The following is a 24,254-nucleotide window of genomic DNA, read 5'->3' as shown; positions in this document are numbered from 1 at the left end:
TATCGACCCGCGACCGGACCGCGTGAGAAACAAAGGACGAAAAAGGGTAAAGACGATGGCGAAAGCAGCGACCCCCAAGACGGCAGCCCCCAAGGCCGCAGCCGCGAAGACCGCAGCCCCCGCGAAGGCGGCAAAGGCTCCAGTAGCAGCCGCGAAGGCGGCCCCGGCCAAGGCGGCAGCACCTGCGAAGGTCGCAGCTGCCAAGACATCGGCAGTGGCCAGCAAGGCAACCGGCGTTGTCGGCAAGGTCCGCCAGGTCATCGGCGCCGTCGTCGACGTGCAGTTCGGCGATCACCTGCCGGCGATCCTGAACGCGCTCGAGACGACCAATGTCGGCAACCGCCTCGTGCTCGAAGTCGCCCAGCATCTGGGTGAAAACACCGTGCGCTGCATCGCCATGGACTCGACCGAAGGTCTGGTTCGCGGCCAGGAAGTGCGTGACACCGGCGCGCCGATCACCGTGCCGGTCGGTCCGGGCATGCTCGGCCGCATCATCAACGTCATCGGCGAGCCCGTCGACGAAGAAGGCCCGGTCGACGCGACTGAAATGCGCTCTATCCACCAGCCGGCTCCGACCTATGTCGAGCAGTCGACGGAAGCACAGATCCTGATCACCGGCATCAAGGTGCTCGACCTGCTGGCTCCCTACGCCAAGGGCGGCAAGATCGGCCTGTTCGGCGGCGCCGGCGTCGGCAAGACCGTGCTAATCCAGGAACTGATCAACAACATCGCCAAGGCGCATGGCGGCTACTCGGTGTTCGCCGGCGTCGGCGAGCGTACCCGCGAGGGCAACGATCTCTATCACGAGTTCATCGAATCCGGCGTCAACAAGAAGGGCGGCGGCGAAGGCTCCAAGGCCGCACTCGTCTATGGCCAGATGAACGAGCCGCCGGGCGCGCGCGCCCGCGTCGGCCTGACCGGCCTGACGGTTGCGGAATATTTCCGCGACCAGGGCCAGGACGTGCTGTTCTTCGTCGACAACATCTTCCGCTTCACGCAGGCGGGTTCGGAAGTGTCGGCTCTGCTCGGCCGTATCCCGTCGGCCGTGGGCTATCAGCCGACGCTCGCCACTGACATGGGCGCGCTGCAGGAACGCATCACCACCACCACCAAGGGCTCGATCACGTCGGTGCAGGCCATCTACGTGCCGGCCGACGACTTGACCGATCCGGCGCCGGCGACCTCGTTCGCCCACCTTGACGCGACGACGACGCTCAACCGCGCCATCGCCGAAAAGGGCATCTACCCGGCCGTCGATCCGCTGGATTCGACCTCGCGCATGCTCGACCCGCTGGTCGTCGGCGACGAGCACTATGGTGTCGCCCGCCAGGTGCAGTCGATCCTCCAGCGCTACAAGTCGCTGCAGGACATCATCGCCATCCTGGGCATGGACGAGCTGTCGGAAGAGGACAAGCAGACCGTGGCCCGCGCCCGCAAGATCGAGCGCTTCCTGTCGCAGCCGTTCTTCGTCGCCGAAGTGTTCACCGGCGCGCCGGGCAAGCTGGTCGACCTCGCCGACACCATCAAGGGCTTCAAGGGCCTCTGCAACGGCGACTACGATCACCTCCCGGAGGCCGCCTTCTACATGGTCGGTGGCATCGAGGAAGCGGTCGAGAAGGCACAGCGCCTGGCGGCTGAAGCGGCTTAATTTCCCATTCGGCAGCGCGGGTCAGCCGCGCTGTCTTCGATCCAAGCGTTGTGAGACACCATGGCTGAAGCTTTCAAGTTCGAACTGGTCTCGCCGGAGCGTCTGCTGGTTTCCGAGCAGGTCGAATCCGTCGTCATTCCGGGCGCCGAAGGCGAGATGACCGTGATGGCGCATCACGCGCCGGTCATGACCACGATCAAGCCGGGCGTCGTCACCGTGAAGACCGCGGCGGGCGGCGAAGAGCGCTATGTGGTGTTCGGCGGCTTCGCCGACATCGTTCCGGCCGGCTGTACGCTGCTGGCGGAATCGGCGGTCGCCGTGAAGGATGTCGACCGCGCCGATCTCGCGCGCCGCATCCAGGAAGCTAGGGAAGACGCCGCCGACGCCAAGGACGACCAGGCCCGCAGCAAGGCGGAACAGTTCCTTAGCCAGCTCACCACGCTGGAAGGCGCTATCCTGCCGGCGTAAGGGGCGGCTGTCTCCTCATCATCCGGGTAGAGCGAAAGCGGAGCGCAGTAGCGCAAAGGGGCGTTCTGTAGCGATCCTTCGCGCCCCCCTCTGTCCGGCAGGACAGAGGGGGGCGCTGTCCCGCCGCCGTCAACGGTCTGCGCCCCATCACAACCGTCAAGTCATAGCTCAGGATTGCTCGCTTCGTATGCCGAGTGCGGCGAGGGCAAGGGCCGGCCCGCCCTGCTTGAGATGGACGAGATGGGTGGCCACGAACTCGACCAGCGTCTGACGCCCGGTGTGGTCCTTGGTGAAGCCGGCGAGGTCGAACACAGCCGTCACCATCTCTTCCGTAGGCAGGCTTCGGCCAAAAAGCGCCGCCAATGGTACATCGAGCGGATCGGTGAAATGGCTCTCCGGCAAGGTCTTGCCGCGTGCATCGCAGGCCGCGATCCAGGCAGCGATCACCAGCGTCAGGTGTTCGGGCACAGCCCCGGCTTCGATACACTCCAAGGCGGAAGCGAGGATGCGCTGCGGCAGTTTCTGGCTGCCGTCATTGGCGATCTGTGCTGTGCGGTGGGCAAGCGCTGTGTTTGAGAAGCGTTCTGCCAGCTCGGCCGTATAACTCGCGGTGTCGAGCCCGGCATTTTTCGGCAGTGTCGGGATGGCCTCGGCCCAGAGCGCATCGACAAAGGCTCGTATCGCCGGATCGGCGAAGGCGCGGTCCACCGTGGCGTGACCGCTGAGCAGTCCGAGATAGGCGATGGCCGAATGCGAGCCGTTGAGCAACCTGAGCTTCATGTCCTCGAAGGGGCCGACATCGCTAACCATGGTGACGCCGAAGTCTTCCCAGGCCGGACGGCCGCCGGGGAAATTGTCTTCGACCACCCATTGGCAGAACGGTTCGGTCATCACGGGCCAGGCGTCCTCGACGCCGAGTTCTTCTGCGATCCGCGCCCGGTCGGCATCGGTGGTTGCCGGCACGATGCGGTCGACCATGCTTGAGGGAAAGGCGACCTGATGGGCGATGTGGTCGGCGATTCCAGCGTCGCCCTTCACGCCAAGCCTGGCGTCGCGCAATTCGGCGAATTCGGTCAGTAGCCGGTGCAGCGTGGCGCCATTGGCGGGCAGGTTGTCGCAACACAGGACAGTGAAGGGTGGCGTGCCGGCGGCGCGTCGCCGGGCAAGCGCCTCGGCCAGGAAACCATGCGCCGTCCTCGGCATTTCCCGGTTTGCCAGATCGTGGACGATGTCGGGATGAGCAGTATCCAATCCGCTGCCCGCTGCTCTCAGATAGGCCTTTTCGGTGATGGTCAGCGTGACGATGCGGGTGCGCGGATCGGTCAGCACGGCCAGCACCGCGCCCGGATCCTCCGGGGCCACCAGCATCGCGCCGATCGAGCCGATGACCTGAAGCTTTTCGGTTCCACTGCTTCTGATCGCCAGTGTGTAGAGCCCATCTTGCGGCGTGAGCGCGTCGCGCGTGTCGGCGCTGCGCAGCGAAACGCCTGTTATGCCCCAGCCTGTCTCGCCTGCCGCCAGGCAGTCGTCGACATAGGCTGCCTGGTGGGCGCGGTGGAAGGCGCCGACGCCGAGATGCACGATGCCCGGAACGACCCTGCTGCGGTCATATCCGGGAATTGTCACCCGCTCGGGCAGTGACTGTAGCGAGGCGTCGGACAAATTGCTGCTGTTCATCATATCACAGGGCGGATGGTTTTGGACGGGGCGGCATGACGGTGTCCCGCGCGGTGGGTGACAAGCGGCGTAACACCTGTTTCCGCTTGCCGCAAGGATGCCTGTTTGTGAGCCCACGTTGACATCGCTTTTGCCCGAACGTACCGATGTTCAACCTGGAAGGAGCCGCCTTTCCCATGGTCGCCCTGACCGATCCGGACCTGCTGTTTCCGCCCGAAGCGCAGTCGCGCTCGCTTACCCGCGACCTCTACGCCGGCGTCAAAAACCTGCCGATCGTCAGCCCGCACGGTCACACCGATCCGCGCTGGTATGCGCTGAACGAGCCGTTCCCGGATCCGGCGCAATTGCTTATCGTCCCGGACCACTACATCTTCCGCATGCTGTTCAGCCAAGGCGTTCGGCTTGAGGATCTCGGCGTGGCGACGCTGGGCGGTGGGCCGGTCGAGACCGACGGCCGGACGATCTGGCGGCGTTTTGCCGAGCACTATTATCTGTTTCGCGGCACGCCGACCCGACTGTGGTTCGATCATGTGCTCGCCGATCTGTTCGGCATCGACGAACCGCTGACGGTCGCGACCGCCGGCCGCCACTACGACACCATCGCGACGCTGCTGCAGTGGGAGAATTTCCGCCCGCGTGCGCTGTTCGAGCGCTTCAACATCGAGGTCATCGCGACAACGGAAGGCGCGCTCGACGATCTCCAATGGCACCAGATGATCCGCGACAGCGGCTGGGAGGGCCACGTTATCACCGCCTACCGCCCGGATGCGGTCGTCGATCCCGACTTCGAGGGGTTCTCGGCCAATCTCGACCAGCTCGGAGAGATCACCGGCTGCGACACCGGCTGCTGGGGCGGCTATCTCGATGCGCATCGCCAGCGGCGCGCCTTCTTCAAAAGCTTTGGCGCGACTTCGTCCGACCATGGCCATCCGACGGCCGAGACGGCCAATCTTTCGGATGCTGCGGCGCAAGAGCTGTTCAATCGGGTGCGCCGTGGTTCCGACGACGAGCGCGAGCGAAAATTGTTCCGTGCCCAGATGCTGACCGAGATGGCCAAGATGAGCCTCGACGACGGGCTGGTGCTGCAGATCCATCCCGGCTCCTGGCGCAACCATTCGCCCGCAATCTTCCAAAAATTCGGCCGCGACAAGGGCTTCGATATCCCGACTAGAACGGACTATGTGACGGCGCTGAAGCCGCTGCTGGACTGCGTCGGGCTGGAGCGCGACCTCACCGTCATCCTGTTCACGCTCGACGAGACCAGTTATGCGCGCGAACTGGCGCCGCTCGCCGGCGTCTATCCGGCGCTCAAACTCGGGCCGGCCTGGTGGTTCCACGACAGCCCGGAAGGCATGCGTCGGTTCCGCGAAATGACGACGGAAACGGCCGGCTTCTACAACACGGTCGGCTTCAATGACGACACGAGAGCCTTCCCCTCGATTCCGGCGCGCCACGATGTGGCGCGGCGGGTGGATTGTGCCTTCCTCGCCCGCCTCGTCGCGGAGCACCGGCTGCGCGAAGACGAAGCGCACGAGCTGGCGGGGGAATTGGCCTACGCGCTCGCCAAGAAAGCCTATCGGCTTTGACGCGTGCTCGCGTGATCGACGTTGGCTGGGCATCCGCGATGAGGAGAGATGACGATGAGCGCAAAGATTTTCGCGCATACCGGCGAGGGCGCCTGGACGGCAACGCCGGACGGCAACAGGCGGCGCGTCCTCCTGCACACCGATGAATTGATGCTGGTCGAATTCGGCTTCGACAAGGGTGGCGTCGGCGCCCTGCATTCGCACCCGCATGTCCAGGCAAGCTATGTCGCCGAGGGCCGCTTCGAGGTGACCATCGACGGCCAGACCGAAATCCTCGCGGCCGGCGGCAGTTTCATCGTGCCGTCCGGTCTGGTGCACGGCGTCAAGGCGCTCGATGCAGGGCGGCTGGTCGACAGCTTCACGCCGCACCGGGCCGATTTCCTCGGCTGAGCGAGCGGGATCAATGCACGCCAGAAGAAGCCCGCGCTGCCTTGTTCCAGCAAACCTCGCAAACGAAAAACCCCTTGTCTCCGAAGAGGCGCGGGCCTGTTGCCTAAGCCCTTTGGCGCCGCAGTACTCTGACCATCACCGCAGGATGCGCGGTGATTCGTCGCTTATATCGACGTCCTTGGGACATCTTGCGATCAGTGAATTGCTACTTTTTGGTTGGGTCGTCTGCCGGGTTGACGTAGGTAATCGCGAAAGGTCCCTCGCCGTGAACCTGGACAATCGTATCGCTTGTCGTCCACGCGAAGTGATTCATTCCAGTCGGGGCAACGCCGAAGCCGCCAGCCGTCAGTTCGATACCCTTCGCCTCGTCGAGCCTGTCGCCCATTCCGATATGAAAGTTGCCGGAAATCACTGTCACATATTCCGAAGTGGGGTGGTTGTGCGCGGGAATTTTGTAGCCCGCGGGCATCTTCAGCCGCAGCACATAGATGCCGTCCTTTGACGGATCGCCTGCAACAACCGCGATCTGGGCGCCAGCTGGAAGGACAGCAGGAGCGGGCCCCCACTTGATTTCGTCGGCGTTTATCGGCGCGTCGTGAGCAAATAGGGGCGCTGTTCCAACAAGCAGAAGTGCAAGTGCGCAGGCAAGTTTCAACATCCTGGTGTCTCCATTTGGGTCGCAGAAAGGTCGTGTTTTTTGCCAAAGCTCGAGGGTTGATAAGATCGGGCATCGGGTGATGCGGGATTAATCTGTCGAGCTGCAGCGTTCTGGAGGTGTAGACGCCAGACTTCAGGTTCAGCAATGATTGAAACATCGGATTTACATGCAGGTACGCCGGACCACGGGCCTCCCGTCGGGCCGGATCTGCTGTCGGAAATGCTGAAAGCCGTAAGGCTGACCGGCTCCGTCTTTCTGAACGCCTGCTTTAGTGCGCCGTTCGGCGTTGTGGCCCCGAAATACTATGACCCGGTCAGCCCCATGGCGTATCTGCGCCACATCAGCATTTTCCATTTCATCGTAGCGGGCAACTGTACTTTTGAGGCCGGAAATGGCGAGCGGCGGGAAGTCACTGCTGGCGATCTGTTGTTCCTGCCATTCGCCGGCCACCACAGGTTTTGGAAGGGTGAGCCGCTGGTGATGGCCGCAGCCGGAGAAATCGTTCAGCCTGGTCGGATCGAAGGGATGTGGACTGTCAATTATGGCGGCGGTGGTGACGAACTGCGTATGGTCTGCGGCTTCCTTGAGTCTTCAGAATTCCTGTTCGCGCCGGTGTTCCGCACGCTTCCGGCGCTCATCGTCGAGAAGATGTCAGAGGACAAGGTTGGCGCCCTGATCGCCTCAACCGTGCAGGAAATCGATTTGCACGTCGAGGCGGCGGCACCGGGTTCACAGGCGATGCTCGGAAGGCTCATGGAGCTTTTGTTCGTTGAACTGCTGAGGCGCCATGTCGCCCGGCTTCCACCCGGCTCAAAGGGTTGGTTCGCGGCGCTAAACGATCCGATTGTCGCAAGGACGCTGCAGCTTCTCCACGCCGATCCGGCGCGCCACTGGACCGTCGGCCAGATTGCCGACAAGGTTGGCTCATCGCGCACGATCGTTGCAGGGCGGTTCAACGCGCTGCTCGGCCGCCCGCCGATCGAATACGTGACGAGTTGGAGGATCCAGCTGGCTGGGGAGCGTCTGCGTTTCGGCCACGAAAGTCTCGCAAGTATCGCTGCCGGCGTGGGATATCAATCCGAGGCTGCATTCAGTCGCGCCTTCAAACGGGTCACCGGGATCACGCCGGGAAAATGGCGAGAACGGACCGGCTCTCTTGCGGGTCTCGCCCTAGGATCTGCTTCGCCCTAGGCCGCTTCGAAGTGACCATCGCCGGCCGGACCGAAACCCTCGCGGCCGGCGGCAGTTTCATCGTGCCGTCCGGTCTGGTGCACGGCGTCAAGGCGCTCGAAGCGGGGCGGCTGATCGACAGCTTTACGCCGCACCGGGCCGATTTTCTTTCTCTTTGAATTGCTCTAGCCAAGAGTAGGAGATCGAGCAGGGAAAACCCGCGCCCCAAAAGAGACGCGGGTTGTTGCCTGGGCGCTTGTGGCGCCGCGGTACTCAAGACATGACCGCAGGATGCGAAACCTGCCGCATGATGGTGAACATAGGTTTAACGCGCCGTGATGGCTGGGTGGCTACGTCCGGTCAGGTGATGTGCCGGAGCAGGCTGAAGAGCCGCTCGAACGTCTTGCCGTAGGGCGGACGCAACATGGCGCCGGCGCTCAGCCGCGACTGCAGGAAAACCGGCTTCTCCTTGCTGAAGGTGCGAAAGCCCCATTCGCCGTGATAGGCGCCCATGCCGCTGGCGCCGACACCGCCGAAGGGCTGGTTCTCCTGCACCAGATGCAGCATGCAGTCGTTGATGGTGACGCCGCCGGCGACGGTCTCGTGCAGCATGCGTTGACGGTTGCCGCTGTCGCGTCCGAACCAGTAGAGCGCCAGCGGCCGGTCCGCCCCGTTCACATGGTCGATCGCGTCGTCGATGCCGGCATATTCGACGATCGGCAGCACCGGGCCAAAGATCTCTTCGCGCATCAGCCGCAGGTTTGCGCTGGCATTGCGCACCAGGGTCGGCAGCATTTTCCGGCTCGCGCCAAGTTCCTCGCCGGCCGGGTTGATTTCGGTGACATCGGCGCCGGCATCACGCGCCTCGGCGATCATGTCGCGCAGGCGCTGGTGGTGCCGGTCACTGATGATGGCGGTATAATCGGGGTTGTCGCGCAAGGTCGGGTAGAGCCGTGCTATCGCCGTTGCCAGCTTCGCGGAGACCGCGTCTCCTTGCCCCTTCGGCACCAGCAGATAATCCGGCGCGATGCAGGTCTGCCCGGCATTCAACAGCTTGCCATAGGCAATGCTGGATACCGCCGCATCGAGGTCGCATGACGGGTCGAAGATTGCCGGCGACTTGCCGCCGAGCTCGAGCGTGACCGGGGTCAGGTTGGCGGCCGCCGCGATCGCGACCTGGCGTCCGACCGATGTCGAGCCGGTGAACAGCAAATGATCGAAAGGCATCGACACGAAGGCCTTTCCCATCTCGGCATCGCCGGTGATGACGCTGAGTTCATCGGCTGCGAAATGCTCGGCAACGAGTTTGGCCAGCAGCGCCGAAAATGCCGGCGTCAGTTCGGAAGGTTTTATGAGCGCGCGGTTGCCGGCGGCGAGTGCCGCCGTGACCGGAGCGACGGCGAGCTGGAAAGGATAATTCCAGGGCGACACGATGCCGACGACACCGAGCGGCTGCGGGACGAGGCGATTTCTACCCGGCAGGAACGGCATGGTGGTGGCAACGCGACGCTCCCGCATCCAACCCTTGAGATGGGCCAGCGCGTGGTGGATGCCGGCGCGCACGACGAACAGTTCCGCAAGCCGCGTCTCGTGTGCCGAGCGGCCACCAAAGTCGGCGTCGATCGCCGCACAGATATCCGCCTCGTGCTTTTCAGTGAGCGCCAGCAGGCGCTTCAGGCGGTCTTTGCGGACGCCCAGGTCAGGAAAGGGCTGTGTCCCGAAGGCGGCGCGCTGCAATTGGAACCGCTCGCCAAGATCATCCTGTCTGGTCTGCAGCATCGCACCCTCCCTGTCCTGCCGGGTCAAGCTTACATCTCAGCGTGAAGGAATCCAGCAGGGCTTCAGCTGTCGCAGGGGAAGGCGCCCTGCGCCGAAAGCGGCCGTGAGGACAGGGCACGCCTGTTGTGGTGCGATGCAGGCTGCGCTAAGGCAAGGTGCCCATGCGGAGAGTTGTCTTGATCCGTTTCCACATCCTCTCCAACTCACCAAATTCCAACCCGGTGTCTGCCTGATGCATGCATTGGCGACGAGCATCCTGGCCGTGGATACCAAGCAGCGCGTTTCGCGCCGGGCGGCTCAGCGGAATTGCGGATGAAGGGCGCTCACAGGCTTGGCGCTGCGTTTGGTGCGGCCGCGCGAAGGGTCATGCGGGAGTTTCATCGGTTCGTGCCGCTGTTTCTGAAAAGGCGCATGCAAAAACGCGCATACCCACGCGCTACGCCGGCCAACAGAATTTTCATCTCGGGCTGTGCGCGCAGCGGGACGACACTGACACAGCGGCTGATGAGGTGTTTCGAGGACATTTTCGTCCATCCGCCCGAAGCGCGATACACAGTGCTGGACATGCTGGACCGGCCGGAATCCAATCTCGTCGTCAAGCGCGATGCGCGCGGTTTTGCGCATCTGGCGAAGCTACCTCCTCCCATCGGCTTGATTTACTGTGTGCGCCATCCATTCGACACGCTGACAAGTTCGCATCCGCAAACACGCAACGAGCGTCGGTTCCACGTCACGCCGCATCGCTGGCTGGCCGAATACGATGCGCTGATAAAGCTGAAGAAGGCACAACCGCACAGGCAGATCCTTTTCGTTCGCTACGAAGACATGATCGGCGCGCCCGATGCCATTCAGCAGCGAATCGCGCAGTTGTTCGGACTGACGCCGCGGATTCGCTTCAGCGAGGATCCGGACAATCCGATCCGGGTGGCTTCGTTGAGAAAATGGGAGAGGAGTGAAGAATTCCGGACCTATCTCGGCGGCCTGTCGCCGGCATTCCTCGTCCGCGTCCAGCGCTTCTGCGCCGAGTTCGGGTATGACATGCCGATAACATCGCAGACCGTGGACGCTCCGTGATGCAGGCACCGGCAGCGGCCCTCACGACAGAAGGGCAAGACCCCAAGCGGCGTGTCCTGAAGGACGTGTTCGGCTTCGATGATTTTCGCCCCGGCCAGGCCGATGTCATGGATGCGCTGCTGGCCGGGCGCCATGTGCTGGCCGTCATGCCGACGGGTGCGGGCAAATCGCTGTGCTACCAGGTTCCGGCGCTGGTCCTGGGCGGGCTCACCATTGTCGTTTCGCCGCTGGTGGCGCTGATGCAGGATCAGGTCGCCGCCTTGCGTCTTGCGGGCGTCGCAGCCGACACGATCAATTCCTCGATCGACCGCGAGGCCAATATCGCCGCATGGCGGCGCGTTGCTTCGGGCCAGACGCGCCTGCTCTATCTCGCGCCGGAGCGGCTGATGACCGAGCGGATGCTGGACGCGCTGGCCAGGCTCGATATCAGCCTGATCGCTGTCGACGAGGCGCATTGCATCTCGCAATGGGGACCGGCGTTTCGGCGCGAGTATGAGGATCTGTCGCGGCTGCGCGGTATCTTCCCCAATGTGCCGATCATCGCGCTGACGGCGACGGCGGACGAGGGCACACGCACCGACATCGAAGCGCGCCTGTTCGCCGAACGCGTCGAGACCCTGGTGCTTGGCTTCGACCGGCCGAACATCAAGCTTGCCATCGAGGCCAAGCAGGACAGCAAGCGGCAATTGCTGCGCTTCGTCGAGCGCCATCCCGGCCGCAGCGGCATCGTCTATTGCCTGTCACGCAAGAAGACGGAGGAGACGGCGGCCTTCCTCGAGAAGAACGGCGTCACCGCGCTCGCCTATCATGCGGGCATGAGCAAGGAGGCGCGTGACGCCAACCAGAACAGCTTCATGACCCTGTCCGGCGTCGTCATGGTGGCGACCATCGCCTTCGGCATGGGCATCGACAAGCCTGATGTCGCCTATGTCTTCCACACCGACATGCCGGGCAGCCTGGAGGCCTACTACCAGGAGATCGGCCGCGCCGGCCGCGATGGGCGGGACGCCGAGGCGCATATGCTGTTCGGCCTTGGCGATATCCGCATGCGCAGGATGTTCATCAACGATGAGGATGCACCGGCCGAGCACAAGAGGCGTTCGCACGGCCGGCTCGACACGCTGATCGGCTATTGCGAGACGGCGCAGTGCCGTCGCCAGGTGCTGCTTGGCTATTTCGGCGAGGAAGCGCAGCCTTGCGGCAATTGCGATACTTGCCTCGACCAGGCGCCGCGCGCCGATGGCGGGGCGGAGGCGCGGATCATCCTGGCGGCCATCGCGCAAAGCGGCGAACGTTTCGGCGCCGGCCATGTCATCGACATTCTGCTTGGCCATGAAACCGAGAAGGTGCTGGCCAGGAACCACCAGAGGCTTGCCAGCTTCGGCAGTGGACTGGCGCACAAGAAGGATTTCTGGCTGTCGCTGATCCGGCAGCTCGTCGCCGGTGGGTTTCTGATGCCGGATCCGGCCGGCCATGGCGGCCTCGCCATCGCCGAAAAAGGCCATGCGCTTGGCCGTGGCGAGATGCCGTTCCACTACCGCGTCGAGGTGCGCAGCCGCGCCTTGCGCAAGATGCGAGGGGCCGACGGGGCGGGCATGAACGCCGAGGGGATCGACGCGTCACTGCTGGCCGCGCTCAAATCCTTGCGTCTGCGCCTCGCCAAGGAGCGCCAGGTGCCGGCCTATGTGGTGTTCTCCGATCGCACGCTGATCGACATGGCCGAACGCCGCCCGCACGACCTCGACGCCTTTGCCGAAGTGAACGGCGTCGGTGCTGCCAAGCTCAAGGAGTTCGGCCAGGTTTTTCTGGATGCAATCGCGGCGCACCAGTCGGGTGGAGCAGTCTGAACACGGGGGAATTTGCGACAGACTTAGCGGCCTGGGCCAAGCCTTACCTTTGAGTTCATGGATAGTCCGTCTTGTGGCCGGTACGACCACCCGGCTTCGCCTCAGCAGCTCGCTCGCCACAAGGCCTACCCGAGCTATCGGTTTGGGTTCGAAGGTCGCAGGGATGTTGGTCGTTGGTACCGACATTCACGATAATGCCGGCCTGTGGGGTGACAGGCGCGCCACGGTTATTCCCCGATAGCGTTGAACGACGCCGGTTATTCGCGGTCCGTCGCTTTCGATGTGCGTGTTGTTACTGTTCGGATTGAAGAATCGACCGCCTGCACCAGGCTATTGGCGCGGTTTGCATCGCCTGTTGCAAGCGAGGGGGCAGAGGATGCATGCCCGTGGTATGTTTTACTCGCGGCGCCTATGACGTCGTCATCGGCGCTCGCAGTCCGCCACAACGCGCGTTGGTGAGGCTCTGGGGCGACGTTAGCCAAGGCGCCGGTTAACCTGTCCCACAATGGGTCATTTGCCGCTGGCATCACAATTGCAATGTCAGCAATGCCGGGTGTTGGGACCATGGGATCCGGCATGGGGCGATGGGGCCCTCGCCGCTTCGCAAATGGAGCGGCGAGGTTTTTATTCAGCTATCAGCCAGCCATTGGCAGGTACGTGCGATAAAGCGATCAGCGACCACGCCTACTGCGATCGCCCAGGCTGCCAAACTGTAGAACTGTCGCTCCGCGCCCATTGGTCGCTTCGTCCTGCATTTAATCCGCGGCTTGTCTCAATGATCCCGACCATTGCGCGAGTAAATTCAACCATGCTGTTTGCCGTGACAGCTGCCCTGTCCGGACTTTGCCCAATCAGCTCAGCGGCTCCGCAACATGACAGGCGGATGAGATCGTAGTGCGGATCTCTTTCATCGTCTGGCAACGTCGCTAATTTCAGGGCGCGACGGTGAATCATCCGCAGCAGCTGTGCCAGTGCTGTTTCGACTCTCATGCGTTTTGCTCCGCATCGGTCGAACGTCCCGGCACAGAGGGGCGCTGGAACGTCGATCGGGGTTCGGTTCCCGTCCCGAAACTGAAAGGTTGCATTATAGCCGTTAATATATCGTTGATTGCTAATATACGCGCCAAACTGGGCAGCGTGCTTGCCGCGGCGGCGGCGGTCGCCGGCAAGCAATACGCCCCAAGCCGGCAGGGTAGCGCCTATGCCGGGAACGGACGCGAGTGTGCCAACAGTCTGGTCGGAAAAGCGGTGCATAATCCAAATCTCCTTCGGTTGCGGCTTCCTGGGAAACGCATTGGGAAGGAAGAGGTGGGCGTTAAAAAATCTTACAAAATCAATCTATCAGACAGGAAATATGGCGGAGAGGGAGGGATTCCCTTTCACCTCTATGATACTGAAAATACTAGTCTTTTCGCGCTTTTTGTTACACAGTTTGTTACACAGCTACAACTACGATTTATAACCGCTCTAAGCTCGCAGCTTTTGGGCTCGCCTGCCCAATCCATCCGATCTGTCGAAACCGATGGCTTGTAGGACACTCCCGCGTGTGTACGTTGGGGCTTGGGTCAGAAGGTGACCCACAGCAAAGACGGGAGCGCCGCAGCGCAAAAGATCTCATCGGTCAAGGAACAGATAGTGAAGTAGCCTGTGACAATCGGCGCCAGCATCACCTCCAAAGCCGACCAGGAAAAACCCGCAAAAAACGTCGCCCTCAGATACCCCGTCGGCAATGAATATGGGACCGAAGTTGCGCGGCAGATCGGGCGTTAGATGCCTTCATGACATCTGAACCTGAGCAGGCTCCTACGCCGCGAGCCGGCACATTTCCGAACGGAGTTTCGTCCGGCTGCGCAAAAAGGTGCCCTGTCGAGACTTACTTGTTGGCCAAATGGCTTAGCAGGGACGAACTCGTGAAGAGATTGATAATGCAACACTATCAGTCGTTGTGCTGATCCGACAGGCTGTGCGTTTTGGCACGAAAATCATGGCGAAAAGCGCACCGGCACTTTACTCTCCAAATTATGATTCGCCTCGATCCCGCGACCGCCAGCTCCTCTGCGCCGCCCTCCGTTCCCGCGTGGGCGATCACAAGCGCCGGCGCGCCGAGTGACGGCGACGCCGCCTTCCGGGCCGGCGCCGCCCTGGGTGCCCTCGACACGCTCGCCCGCGCGCAGGCAGCCTGGGCCGGCGCTTGGCGGCAGCGGCTGGCGGTTCGCTGCGCCGCCTCCAGCATGCGGCTCGCCGGCCGCGCCGAGGATGCGGCCGCCTTGCGCGATGCCTGGCATTTGCGTCCCCTACGTGCTGACCCCGGTCCCGCAGGCGCCGTCTTTGGCGCCTGGCGGCAGTTGGCCAGGCAGCCGCCCGCCGCTACGCCCGGCCGGCTCGGGAAGATACTCGACCAGCTTGGCCTCCATTGGGACGGCGCCGCGCTCGCCGACCTTTGCACGCAGATCGAAAAACTCGGGGTATCCCAGCGGTCGGCGCCATTCGACGCCGCGGCGATCGCCGCTGAGGTCGTCGCCATGCGTCCCGATGCCGAAGTCTTTGGCTGGTGGCTCGCCGACCTGGTACTGGCGCAACGCCTGGGCTGGCCGCAGCCCCTGCCGCTCCTAATGGCGCAGGGTTTTGGACCATCTTTCCGCACCGAGGCCGGCGGTGGCCGGCGCATCCGGCCCGGGGACAAGAATTTTGAGCGGGCGGTTTGCATCGCGCTCGTCGCGGCCGCCGCGGACGCTTGTCGGTTGGCCGCCGAGCTGTCGCGCCGGGCCGAAAAACTCCTGGCGGTGGCGCCGAAACTGCGCGCCAAAGGCGCCGGCGACGTAATCTTTCTGCTGCTCAGTGAAGACGCCGTGTCCGGATCGCTGACGACGGACAATCTGTCGCGCTTTGCATCGCGACGGCTGTTCGAACGGCTGCAGCAACTGGAGGTCGTGCGCGAGCTCTCCGGCCGCCCCACATTCCGGCTGTTCGGGCTGTAGCGATGAGCGAAGCGTCCGCCCGCCGCAAGCCAAACGATCAGCCGGCGCTGCTCGACACCGAACTGGAACATCTGCCGCCGGAGCTGCGCTGGTGCGAATGGATGGCCCGCGTCGAAGCGGTGATCTTTGCGGCAAATGAACCGGTGACACGTAGTGTCCTCGCGCGGGTGGTGGGAAAAAACTGCAATATCGAGCTGATCATCGACGACATTCGCGCCGAACTCGCCGGCCGCCCTTACGAGCTGGTCGCGGTCGCCGGCGGCTGGCAGCACCGGACCAAAAAGGTTTTTGGCGACGCCATTCACGCAGCCTTCGGCACGGCAGCGGGCGAGGGAGCAAAAGAACTGTCGCAGGCGGAGGCGCTTGTCTTGATGTGCATTGCCTATTTCCAGCCGATCACCCGTGGCGAGCTGTCGAGCTTTTTCGGCAAGGAGGTGTCACGTGACCTGATCGGCGTGCTGCGCGCTGAGCAGCTGGTCGCCTCGGGGCCGCGCAGCCCGCAGCCGGGCGCGCCCTACACCTATGTGACGACCAAAACTTTTCTGTCGCAGTTCGGGCTCGACACGCTGCGCCAGCTGCCGGATTTCGAGGCGCTCGAGGACGCCGGGCTGCTGTCGAAGGAGAAGCTGCTGGATCATCCCAGGGTTTGCAGATATCGACGATGATGGCGCCAGCGCCGCGCTCGACGAATAGATGATCCCATCACGGCGGGACACACGCGATCTCGCCGCTCGTCACATAGAAGATTGCGCCACGCACGCCGTCTGGTCTCGCCGGCTGGGTCCTTCGCGTGACGGAAGGGAGGTGGCGGCACGCGTCCGCTTGTCGATGAAGGATAAGCGAACAGGCAATTGATCGAGCCTGGTCGCACATGTCGATCACCATTGAGAGCTCTCGAAGGGAGAAAGTTCAATTGAACCACGTCTACCTTGAGCTTCTCGCGACGATTGAGGCGTTAAGATCCAGCCCATCGGGGCGACCATTCAGACGCTGATGGACAAGGTTCGCGACCTTTCACAGACGATCAAAGCCCTGAAAGACGATCTCCACCAGACAGCCGGCTATGGCCTGCTAAGAACCTAGCCAGCCGGCGAGTGCCCATCCCGGCCATTGTCAGCGAGGCGGCCATCCCAACAAGATCGCCTTGCCGCCACCGCCAATGGCGGATGCTGACAGCAGCGCCATAAGAACGCCAACGTAGATGGGGAAGATCATCCTCGGGCTATTCGTCCTTCCAAATGACAGTCTTCCCCCGAAAATCCCAATGAAATTTGAGGTTGGCTTTCAGTACCTCGGTGGGGATCCTCGGCTCGATCGCTGTGTGGAGAGCGTTATACGTTTCTCGGCAGAAGCTCGGCGGCGGGACATTCAGCTTGTACCCCGACGGGTACCTAAAATCTTGCTGAGAATTCATCAGGTCAAGGTTGTTGGCAATCATCTTCACGTTCCCAATCGGCGGCATTCCTAGGGCCACTGCGGCTTCGTAAATGTCCTCGATCTTGTGACCGAAGCCGAGCCGGAGACCGCGTTTCGACACGCCCTTTGAAGCTAGATACGCTTTCAAGAGGAGTTCTAGGTGTGAGCTTTCGAGAGGTTGTCCATTCGGACCGGACCGAGGAGACTGGAGTTACCACGCTTCAGCATCCATCGGAGGGTCCGAATGAACATCCACAAGAATGCCCGTCTCACACCGCTGCGTCGAGAGGAGATGGCGTTATCGGTGATAGAAGGCGCTTTTTCCAAAGCCCATGCGGCGCGCGTCTATGGCGTGTCGGCCAAGATCGTGGCGCGCTGGGTCGAGCGCTATAAGACCAAAGGGCGGGCCGGCATGGTCGACCGCTCGTCGCGGCCCACCGTCATGCCGAGCCTGACCGAACAGTCCGTGGCCGAGCGCATCGCAGCCTTGCGTCGCCAGCGGCTGACCGGCAAGCACATCGCCCATGAGGTCGGCGTCTCGCCCGCCACCGTCAGCCGGGTTCTCAAGCGTGCCGGGCTGTCGCGGCTCAGGGATATCGAGCCGGCCGAACCGGTCCGGCGCTACGAGCGGGAGCATCCCGGCGAGATGATCCATATCGACATCAAGAAGCTCGGCCGCTTCAGCCAAGTCGGCCATCGTATCACCGGCGATCCGCAAAAGGGCAAGTCGCGCGGCGCCGGCTGGGAGTTCGTCCATGTCTGCATCGACGACGCGTCCCGCATCGCCTTCTCGCAAATCCTGCCCGACGAGAAAAAGGAGTGCGCCATCGCCTTCCTCAAGGCCGCGGTCGCCTATTACGCCAGCCTCGGCGTCACGATAGCCCGCGTCATGACCGACAACGGCTCCTGCTACAGATCAAAGGCCTTCGCCAAGGCCTGCCGCGATCTCGGCCTCAAGCACGTCACGACAAGACCCTATACGCCCAAGACCAATGGCAAGGCCGAGCGCTTCATCCAGACAGCACTGCGCGAATGGGCCTACGCCATTGCCTATCCGACATCCGATCATCGTGCCGCCGAACTGCCTGTCTGGCTGCACAGATACAATTGGCATCGTCCACATGGCAGCCTAAAGTCAAAAACGCCTATCAGTCGCCTCGCCCTGATCGAGGACAACCTGTTGAAGCTCCACATCTAGGGCATGCGAAAATAGAAAATAACGGGCAAAAAGATGCGCCTTTTCCGACTCCGAGCCTAGATGGTTGAAAGCCTCGAAGTACTCCTTCGTCCGCTCGAGGAGATCTCCCGCATAAAGCGCCAACGGCTGTGACACGGTGACCCTCGGGCGCGCCTTGACCTTCGGCGTCTCAGGTCCACTCTTGGCCATCTCAGATTATCGGCTTAATTCCGGTGCCGGTATGCGACAAAGCCGAACAGAGTAGCCGCTGCGACGTTGAAGATTGCCCACAGCTCGCGCGGCAAATGAACCGGCATGAACGGGTTGAAGATCGCTGCCGCTCCAAACAGCGCCCAAGCCAGGGTGCGATTTTCAGGGCCTGATCGCCACACCATGGCTCCGCAGTAGATCCCGGCGAAAAAGACCACCACGCGGAGGAATTGGTAATAGCCGTACGGCCATGGCGCTACCGCCAGCAGCGAGGCAATAGCTACACAGATGCAGACCAACCGGACCGTTCCGGCCGGCGTCGAAAAGCATTATTTTCAGCAAACTTGATCCTCAAACGCCCAGCACGGTTGTTAGTGGAGTTTCGGCGCCCGCCATATATTTGAAAAGCCAGATTGCCCAAGTGATCGGCCAAATGAACGCCAACATCGCATCCAGGCTCAAGTTAATCAGGATTTTTACGACCACTGATGCATGGCCCTGCCATGTGTCGACGACATTCATCACGTAGGTGATCGGCCCGCCCAGCATGAAGAGGAGGCCCAGCGGAGCTGACATGATGTTCTTCAGCATGTTTGTGTCCCTCAGAAAGGCGTGACCTTCAGTGACAGTGATACGCGCCGGTCTTATGGTTGGTATGGCAACCGTTGGCATCAGTGCCGCCACTGTGTGCAAACGCGCCGGTCGCGCAAGCGATTATTGCAGCGGCCATAGCCGCGAGAAATGTTGTTTTCATTTTATTGCCCTCCCAAAGTATTTCAGACAGAGCACTATTGCCGGTCGGGCACAAGCTGCTCGTGGCACTGTGAACACAAATAGGATAGATGCTCCTCTGTGCAGGCCAAGATCGGGCGAGGAGAATACTTTGGATGGATTGCGATTGATGCACGTCCCGTTGGCGATCCTGCTGACATGGCCAAGGGTGGCGACGGCAAATGAATGCCTCTCGAAGTACACCAAGACCGACGTCTGCGCCTACGCAAAAAAAATGCAAACCGAAATGGCTCCAGCATTGCCCATGCTGATCAGTTCGAACATCTCCGTTCGGAGCATCATCGCAATCGGGCCAAGGATCGTTTTCAACGCCACCTGGGCTCAGACCGATGCGGAAGTAGACGCCAAATTGTTGGCTGCTGGCGTCTCGCGGCCGGTCTATGTCCAGAAGATCGATGAAATGACCAAAAACTATGTCTGTCGTGCGGAGGAACTATCTGCCTTCGTTCGCCTGGGCGGTGAGATCCAGTACACGTATACGACTGTGGATAATTTCCCAGTCGCGAACCCGCTCGTAGCACTCTGTCCTTAGAGCATCGCAGCACGGCTCATGACATGACTAGTCGCGGCCGATCAACCAGTTGATCAGCAGCCATGATCATTTGTTGGAACTCAATTGAGCCTGATCCGCACTAGCAAGTGGATAGAAGTGAATGTGCGGTTGCCCTTTAGCTCTACTATGCATAGAAACCACTCTGCCGGGGGGCGTAAAGTTGGGGTTGTGAGTGCGTGGGCTCTAAATTCGAAAAACTAAATAAGTTGCGTGACTCACTGCGAGAATCCAACCACGATTTTCGGGCGAGCACTCAGCTATTCAACAGCCTGGACCCTGCCAAGATCGACGGCGACCTGGATGTCATTAACCGCGGAAAGCAGCGCGGCGAGGTGAACCAACCCCCGAAAACGGCAAAGAATCTCGACGATGTCGAACATGCCATCGTGGAACGCGTTGAGGATGAGAAGAAGGCTGCGCATCACACTCTTGAGGACAACCTGCAACTCCTTGGAGGTCGTCTTGCCGGCCTCGATTTCGAGGAACAATTCGGTCTAATCCGTCAGACGAATGCCGCTAGCGTTTCGGACTTCAAAGCCTCGGTCGCCGTGGGCCTCGATGAACTTCACGGCCTGAGAAGGGCCCTGAACGACGCCGAAAAAGAGCATGCATGGTTTAAGGAGAAGCACGGTCTCGTTCGTGCCGCGCGTGTGCAGCACGGTGCCGCTCACATTTTCCGGCTATCGCTTCTGCTATTTCTGTTTCTGGTCGAGACAGCGATGAACGGCAACTTCCTGGCCAAGGGCAATGAGCAGGGATTTTTTGGTGGCATCCTTGAGGCTGCGGCATTCTCTTTCATCAACATCGGGGCGGCTTTGCTCCTGGCGGTTTTCTGCGCTCGTCTCGTCACCCATCGGTCGTTTTTCGTAAAATTCGTTGGGATCATTTCAATCCTTTTCTATATCGGCTTGGCGATTTCGATAAACTTGGCGCTAGCGCACTACCGTGAGGTCAGCGGCTCGCTCGCTGACGGCGCCGGCGCTGAGGTCATCCGTAATATGCTCGCCAATCCAGCGGGTCTCACGGACATCAAGTCCTGGTTGCTGTTTGCGATCGGCCTGATGTTTTCGCTTTTCGCTTTTATCGACGGCTGGTTCGTGCTCGACCCTTACCCAGGCTACACTGGCGTTGAAAATCGGCTCGTTCGACGGCGCGATGACTACATCGATCGAAAGAAGGAACTGATCGAAGAGCTGCAGGATGTCCGCGACGACCACAACGAAAAAGTGGAGGAAATCGTCAAGCAGCTTGGTAGTCGCCGGCGCGAGCACCGCGCGATTGTCGATCATCGATCGAGGCTTCTGGCTCTTTTTGCGCAGCATCAAGACCAATTGGAGCGAGCCTGCAATCAGCTTTTGTCGATGTATCGGGAAGCCAACATCCAGGCGAGGACCGAGCCGGCGCCCAAGCATTTCGGAACGCCCTACAAACTTGATCGCATCAAGCCATACGTCACCGGCGAGCGGGAGTGGAATGAGGGAGATGTTGGCGCATCAATTCGCCAGGCGCAGGAGGAACTCAACGAGCAGGTTCGTCTGATTGGTCAGGAATGCGAACGGGGAATTGAGCAGTACCGAGATCTTGATAAGCTTCACCCGGACAGCGTGAATGTCTAGGCGAACCCGCAGACGCAAGAAAGGCAATGCGGGTACCATTGCCGCGGCCATTGCCCTTGGTGTGCTATCCGTTGCGATGTTGGCCGGCTTCGGCTGGATGTGGACCAGGTCTGGCAATGGCCATATCGACGCCAACACGAATTGCCCATTGGACGGACCCTCCAGCCTGACCGCCGTCCTCATCGACGCCACTGATCCAATTTCGGCAACGACGATGGCTGATCTCAAGAACGAGTTCCGAAAGACCATTGGGCAGGTCGAGCCGGGTGGGTATGTGAGGATTTATACCCTGAGCTCGGCGCCTGGTGAGCTGACGGTGATGTTCGATGGATGCAATCCCGGTGATGGGTCGACCGTCGATAGTTGGACCAACAATCCTGCGCGGCGTCAAAAGAAGTGGGAAAACGCCTTCGGCGATCCTTTGAACAAACTTCCCGATGAAATCCCGAATGCGGCTTCCGCGAGCCAATCTCCGATCATGGCTGGAATTCAGAAAATCAAGCTGTCGCTCTTCGATAGCAGCTTGGCCAAACAGGGCAGTCCCAAGCGATTGGTGGTCGCCTCTGACATGATCGAGCATACGACGATTTACTCGCAGTACCGATCGGGACTGGATTACCAAAAATACCTCAACAGCGCCGCCGACCGCACATATGGGACGTCGCTGGATGGGGTGGGCATCACAATTCTTTATATCGATCGGGCAAAGAAGCCATTTCAGACCCTGGATCACGCGGAGTTCTGGACACATTGGGTCCAGAACCATCACGGCGAGTTCGAAAAGCTGGTTGGCTTGGATGGGTTAAACTGATGGCGAGAGCGCACGACAAACCTTTGCTGGATCATCCACGTCTGCCGGTCGTGGTTTTCGCGGCATTGACACTCGGCGGGTGTGTATTCATCGCCATTGCAAAACTCTCAGGCGTAAATCCGATCGTCGCGGCGGTAGCACCGGCCTGCCTGATGTTTTTCTATCTCGGGGTTTCGATCTTTGCTGGAAAGCTACAACTGCACGACGAGCAGACCGGCGATAACCTCTACTATATGGGCTTCCTGTTCACCCTGACGAGCCTTGGGGTCTCGCTGTTTCAGTTTGGAACGGAAGGCTCAACCGACACGATCGTCCAAAATTTTGGCATCGCGATCACGTCGACGATCACCGGTATTGCTCTGAGGGTTTTCTACAATCAGATGCGGCGCGATCCCGCGGACATTGAGCGAACGGCGAGGCACGAACTTGCCGACATGACACGGCGTGTAAGAGCCGAGATGGAAAGCGTAACCAGGGAGTTCGCCGACTTTCGTCGTGTCAGCCATCAAATGCTCGAAGAGGGCTTTGCAGAGATTGCCGAGCAAGCGGCACGCAATGGGGAGCACATTCGATCTGCCCTGGACAATATTGCCATGGAATCGATCAAGCCTGTCCAAGAGGCGTCTGCCAAGCTCAGTGACGCGTTGCAGCACAATTTCGGGCAAGTCGAAACCCAGTTTGCTTCGATAGCGAACCGCGTTGGAGCTGCAGCGGATTTGCTGGATAAAGCCAACAGCTCGATGTCCAACTCTGTTGGAAAGCTCGGTAATCAAGCCGACAATATGGCTGCCAAGCTGGAAAAGGTGGTTGTTCCTGATGAGGTGCTGAAGAACGATCTGGCGCCGATGGTCAAGCTCCTGGGTAATGCTGTCGCACAATATGCGATAAAAACCGAAACAGCCTCGCAAGAGCAGCAAACGCGGATGACCGGTCTTGCCGACGCAGTGATCAAGGTGGCGACTGGAGTGGAGAGAGCGGCAGCGGCCGCAGAAAAGACCGCAGAAACTGTCCAAGCGCAGCAGCGTTTGACTGAGGAGTTCATGGCTGTGATGCAGAAACACAGCAATGAAACACGCGGCCTCGTCGCAACCCTTACACAACATAGCCTCCCGGCCGTGCGCACTCCCCAGCCTCTGAGCAATGCGATAGCGAACGATGTCGAGCGAGTGGCGGCACCTTCCACTGTTGCCTCCCCTGTGGAGACGCCAATCAAGGTTTCGGATGACACGGAGGGCGACACCTTCCGATCGTTAAGCAGTCCGGCGGAGGTGGAGAAGGGTGAACCGCCAAAGAGAGCAAGTTGGTGGGGCAGGTGAGTGAGGTTAGCGGAACAGCCATTACGTTTGAGCGCAAGGGCTATGGCCGCGGCCTGATACTCGGCCTGACGATGGCTGAGACGATGCTGCTTCTCGTTTTCTGCCTTTTGCTTGCTGCAGGCGCGCTCATCGCCAAGACAAAGAAAGAGGCTGCGGCAGCGCAGAAGATTGCGCAGTCCCTCAATGAGAACGCTCGCAAGCTTGACGAGGAAAACAAGCGGTTGCTGGCTCAGCTGAATGCCATGGTCAAGCCTGCAAGTCGACGCAATGTACCAGATCAAGAATGGCGTGAATTGGTCCGGGCCAAAGAGGCCGCAGAGGCAATCAAAAAAGTGGGACTGACCCTTGAGGAAGCGGTGAAAAGCGCGCCGGCCGCCAAAGTCCTCTCTGACAACGACGTCGACGTTGATCAGGCCAAAGCCATGATCGAGAAGATGAAGGTTCTGCGCGAGCTCGGCTACGTTGGCACGGGCAAGACGTCCAAGGATCTTGCTGACGCACTGAAGAAGGCAAGGAACGAGGCCTCTGCTGACAAGCCACACGATTGGCCACCGATCATCAGTCTTAGCGAGCTCGATGGCTATAATTTCGATACTGGAAGTGCGGAGCTTTCCGGTGGCTTCAAAACGAAGTTGCGGCAGATGTCGAAGACCATTGCTGGAATTGCAACTTCCTATGGTGTGGACGTCATTGAGGTGATTGGCCACACGGACGAGCAGGCGATGTCCGGTGACTCATCGAATATGGACAGAGGCCTTCAGCCCGTACTGGCGCGCAAGATGGACATTGGCACACTCCATCCTGCCGACAATGCCGGGCTTGGATTAGCGCGAGCGATCTCCGTCACAGGCATCCTGCGCGATATGCCGGAACTGAAAGGCTTCACCATCCTGCCAATGTCCGGCGGCCAGTTGATATTGCCTGGCGACCGGCTCACCGACGGCGCACAGGCCGGCGACGTCAAGGCGAGGAGGCGAATTGAGATCAGGGTCAGGCAACGTTCGCGAGAGACAGATATTGGACTGGTTCCGGTACCAAAGTTGTGAGGCGAACTGCCCTTGGGTTTCGCTCACAGGGCTTGGGGGGGA

General features: G+C 60.9%; 22 protein-coding genes and 1 pseudogene. 17 read left to right on the top strand and 6 right to left on the bottom strand.

Going from position 1 to position 24,254, the window contains the following annotated elements:
• Positions 1-55: 55 nt before the first annotated feature.
• Entirely contained in the window at positions 56-1,648 is a 1,593-nt protein-coding gene (gene atpD, locus EJ076_RS02480) for a F0F1 ATP synthase subunit beta (RefSeq protein WP_164548529.1), read from the top strand.
• A 60-nt stretch (positions 1,649-1,708) separates the two neighbouring features.
• Positions 1,709-2,116 carry a F0F1 ATP synthase subunit epsilon gene (locus tag EJ076_RS02475; RefSeq protein ID WP_126066787.1) on the top strand — a complete coding sequence of 136 codons (408 nt, stop codon included), beginning with the start codon at positions 1,709-1,711 and terminating at the stop codon, positions 2,114-2,116.
• 168 nt (positions 2,117-2,284) lie between these two features.
• On the opposite strand, the gene EJ076_RS02470 is transcribed toward EJ076_RS02475, so the two are convergent.
• Positions 2,285-3,793 carry a mannitol dehydrogenase family protein gene (locus EJ076_RS02470; protein ID WP_206438764.1) on the bottom strand — a complete coding sequence of 503 codons (1,509 nt, stop codon included), beginning with the start codon at positions 3,791-3,793 and terminating at the stop codon, positions 2,285-2,287.
• 176 nt (positions 3,794-3,969) lie between these two features.
• Here EJ076_RS02470 and uxaC point away from each other — a divergent pair, with 176 nt between their 5' ends.
• Both uxaC and EJ076_RS02460 read left to right on the top strand, forming a co-directional pair.
• A complete protein-coding gene (gene uxaC, locus EJ076_RS02465; protein WP_126066785.1) occupies positions 3,970-5,379 on the top strand; it encodes a glucuronate isomerase in 1,410 nt (469 codons plus the stop codon).
• Positions 5,380-5,433: 54 nt separating this feature from the next.
• Positions 5,434-5,769 (top strand): cupin domain-containing protein, encoded by a 336-nt coding sequence (locus EJ076_RS02460; RefSeq protein WP_126066784.1) that lies wholly within the window; start codon positions 5,434-5,436, stop codon positions 5,767-5,769.
• 205 nt (positions 5,770-5,974) lie between these two features.
• Here the strand turns inward: EJ076_RS02460 and EJ076_RS02455 are convergent, their stop codons facing one another.
• Entirely contained in the window at positions 5,975-6,427 is a 453-nt protein-coding gene (locus EJ076_RS02455; RefSeq protein WP_126066783.1) for a cupin domain-containing protein, read from the bottom strand.
• A 144-nt stretch (positions 6,428-6,571) separates the two neighbouring features.
• Between EJ076_RS02455 and EJ076_RS02450 the strand changes: the two genes are divergently transcribed.
• Both EJ076_RS02450 and EJ076_RS02445 read left to right on the top strand, forming a co-directional pair.
• Positions 6,572-7,618: an AraC family transcriptional regulator gene (locus EJ076_RS02450; protein WP_109664434.1), complete on the top strand. Its 1,047-nt coding sequence runs from the start codon at positions 6,572-6,574 to the stop codon at positions 7,616-7,618.
• Positions 7,618-7,776 (top strand): annotated as a pseudogene (locus tag EJ076_RS02445) (cupin); the annotation flags it as partial. The gene EJ076_RS02450 and the pseudogene EJ076_RS02445, both read left to right, overlap by 1 nt.
• A 181-nt stretch (positions 7,777-7,957) precedes the next feature.
• On the opposite strand, the gene EJ076_RS02440 reads toward EJ076_RS02445, so the two are convergent.
• Positions 7,958-9,376, bottom strand: a complete 1,419-nt coding sequence (locus tag EJ076_RS02440) for a coniferyl aldehyde dehydrogenase (protein WP_126066782.1) — start codon at positions 9,374-9,376, stop codon at positions 7,958-7,960.
• A 312-nt stretch (positions 9,377-9,688) separates the two neighbouring features.
• On the opposite strand from EJ076_RS02440, the gene EJ076_RS02435 reads away from it, so the two are divergent.
• The 6 genes from EJ076_RS02435 (at position 9,689) to EJ076_RS02410 (ending at position 17,889) form a co-directional block, all read left to right on the top strand.
• A complete protein-coding gene (locus tag EJ076_RS02435; protein ID WP_126066781.1) occupies positions 9,689-10,450 on the top strand; it encodes a sulfotransferase in 762 nt (253 codons plus the stop codon).
• The gene (gene recQ / locus EJ076_RS02430) at positions 10,450-12,297 is read left to right on the top strand and encodes a DNA helicase RecQ (protein WP_126066780.1); all 1,848 of its coding nucleotides are present in this window, start codon (positions 10,450-10,452) and stop codon (positions 12,295-12,297) included. Before EJ076_RS02435 ends, recQ begins: the two co-directional genes overlap by 1 nt.
• A 945-nt stretch (positions 12,298-13,242) precedes the next feature.
• On the top strand, positions 13,243-13,830 hold the full coding sequence (locus EJ076_RS02425; protein WP_126066779.1) for a hypothetical protein: 588 nt from the start codon (positions 13,243-13,245) through the stop codon (positions 13,828-13,830).
• A 488-nt stretch (positions 13,831-14,318) separates the two neighbouring features.
• Positions 14,319-15,275, top strand: coding sequence for a DUF1403 family protein (locus tag EJ076_RS02420; protein ID WP_063169437.1), 957 nt, complete (start codon positions 14,319-14,321; stop codon positions 15,273-15,275).
• 2 nt (positions 15,276-15,277) lie between these two features.
• On the top strand, positions 15,278-15,940 hold the full coding sequence (locus EJ076_RS02415; RefSeq protein ID WP_063169436.1) for an SMC-Scp complex subunit ScpB: 663 nt from the start codon (positions 15,278-15,280) through the stop codon (positions 15,938-15,940).
• A 995-nt stretch (positions 15,941-16,935) separates the two neighbouring features.
• On the top strand, positions 16,936-17,889 hold the full coding sequence (locus tag EJ076_RS02410; protein ID WP_063169434.1) for an IS481 family transposase: 954 nt from the start codon (positions 16,936-16,938) through the stop codon (positions 17,887-17,889).
• Between the two features lie 203 nt (positions 17,890-18,092).
• Here EJ076_RS02410 and EJ076_RS02405 read toward each other — a convergent pair whose 3' ends face one another.
• The 3 genes from EJ076_RS02405 to EJ076_RS36110 are packed head-to-tail and all read right to left on the bottom strand — an operon-like array spanning position 18,093 to position 18,808.
• The gene (locus tag EJ076_RS02405) at positions 18,093-18,377 is read right to left on the bottom strand and encodes a DUF6804 family protein (protein WP_063169433.1); all 285 of its coding nucleotides are present in this window, start codon (positions 18,375-18,377) and stop codon (positions 18,093-18,095) included.
• A gap of 52 nt (positions 18,378-18,429) precedes the next feature.
• Positions 18,430-18,669 carry a hypothetical protein gene (locus EJ076_RS02400; RefSeq protein ID WP_082826591.1) on the bottom strand — a complete coding sequence of 80 codons (240 nt, stop codon included), beginning with the start codon at positions 18,667-18,669 and terminating at the stop codon, positions 18,430-18,432.
• Positions 18,670-18,697: 28 nt separating this feature from the next.
• Positions 18,698-18,808: a YHYH domain-containing protein gene (locus tag EJ076_RS36110; RefSeq protein WP_095770035.1), complete on the bottom strand. Its 111-nt coding sequence runs from the start codon at positions 18,806-18,808 to the stop codon at positions 18,698-18,700.
• Positions 18,809-18,961: 153 nt separating this feature from the next.
• On the opposite strand from EJ076_RS36110, the gene EJ076_RS02390 reads away from it, so the two are divergent.
• The 5 genes from EJ076_RS02390 (at position 18,962) to EJ076_RS02370 (ending at position 24,212) form a co-directional block, all read left to right on the top strand.
• Complete coding sequence (locus EJ076_RS02390) at positions 18,962-19,402, top strand: hypothetical protein (RefSeq protein ID WP_126066778.1); 441 nt, start codon at positions 18,962-18,964, stop codon at positions 19,400-19,402.
• A 197-nt stretch (positions 19,403-19,599) separates the two neighbouring features.
• Positions 19,600-21,039: a hypothetical protein gene (locus EJ076_RS02385; protein ID WP_063169430.1), complete on the top strand. Its 1,440-nt coding sequence runs from the start codon at positions 19,600-19,602 to the stop codon at positions 21,037-21,039.
• On the top strand, positions 21,032-21,850 hold the full coding sequence (locus EJ076_RS02380; RefSeq protein WP_063169429.1) for a hypothetical protein: 819 nt from the start codon (positions 21,032-21,034) through the stop codon (positions 21,848-21,850). The genes EJ076_RS02385 and EJ076_RS02380 overlap by 8 nt, the downstream gene beginning before the upstream one ends.
• Positions 21,850-23,166: a hypothetical protein gene (locus tag EJ076_RS02375; RefSeq protein WP_063169428.1), complete on the top strand. Its 1,317-nt coding sequence runs from the start codon at positions 21,850-21,852 to the stop codon at positions 23,164-23,166. Before EJ076_RS02380 ends, EJ076_RS02375 begins: the two co-directional genes overlap by 1 nt.
• The gene (locus EJ076_RS02370) at positions 23,154-24,212 is read left to right on the top strand and encodes a hypothetical protein (RefSeq protein ID WP_224571173.1); all 1,059 of its coding nucleotides are present in this window, start codon (positions 23,154-23,156) and stop codon (positions 24,210-24,212) included. The genes EJ076_RS02375 and EJ076_RS02370 overlap by 13 nt, the downstream gene beginning before the upstream one ends.
• Positions 24,213-24,254 lie beyond the last annotated feature (42 nt).

The sequence above is a fragment of the Mesorhizobium sp. M7D.F.Ca.US.005.01.1.1 genome (genome assembly GCF_003952545.1).
Classification (GTDB): Bacteria; Pseudomonadota; Alphaproteobacteria; order Rhizobiales; family Rhizobiaceae; genus Mesorhizobium; species Mesorhizobium loti.
The sequence above is the reverse complement of the archived record's forward strand: the minus strand, read 5'-3'. Positions and strand labels throughout refer to the sequence as shown.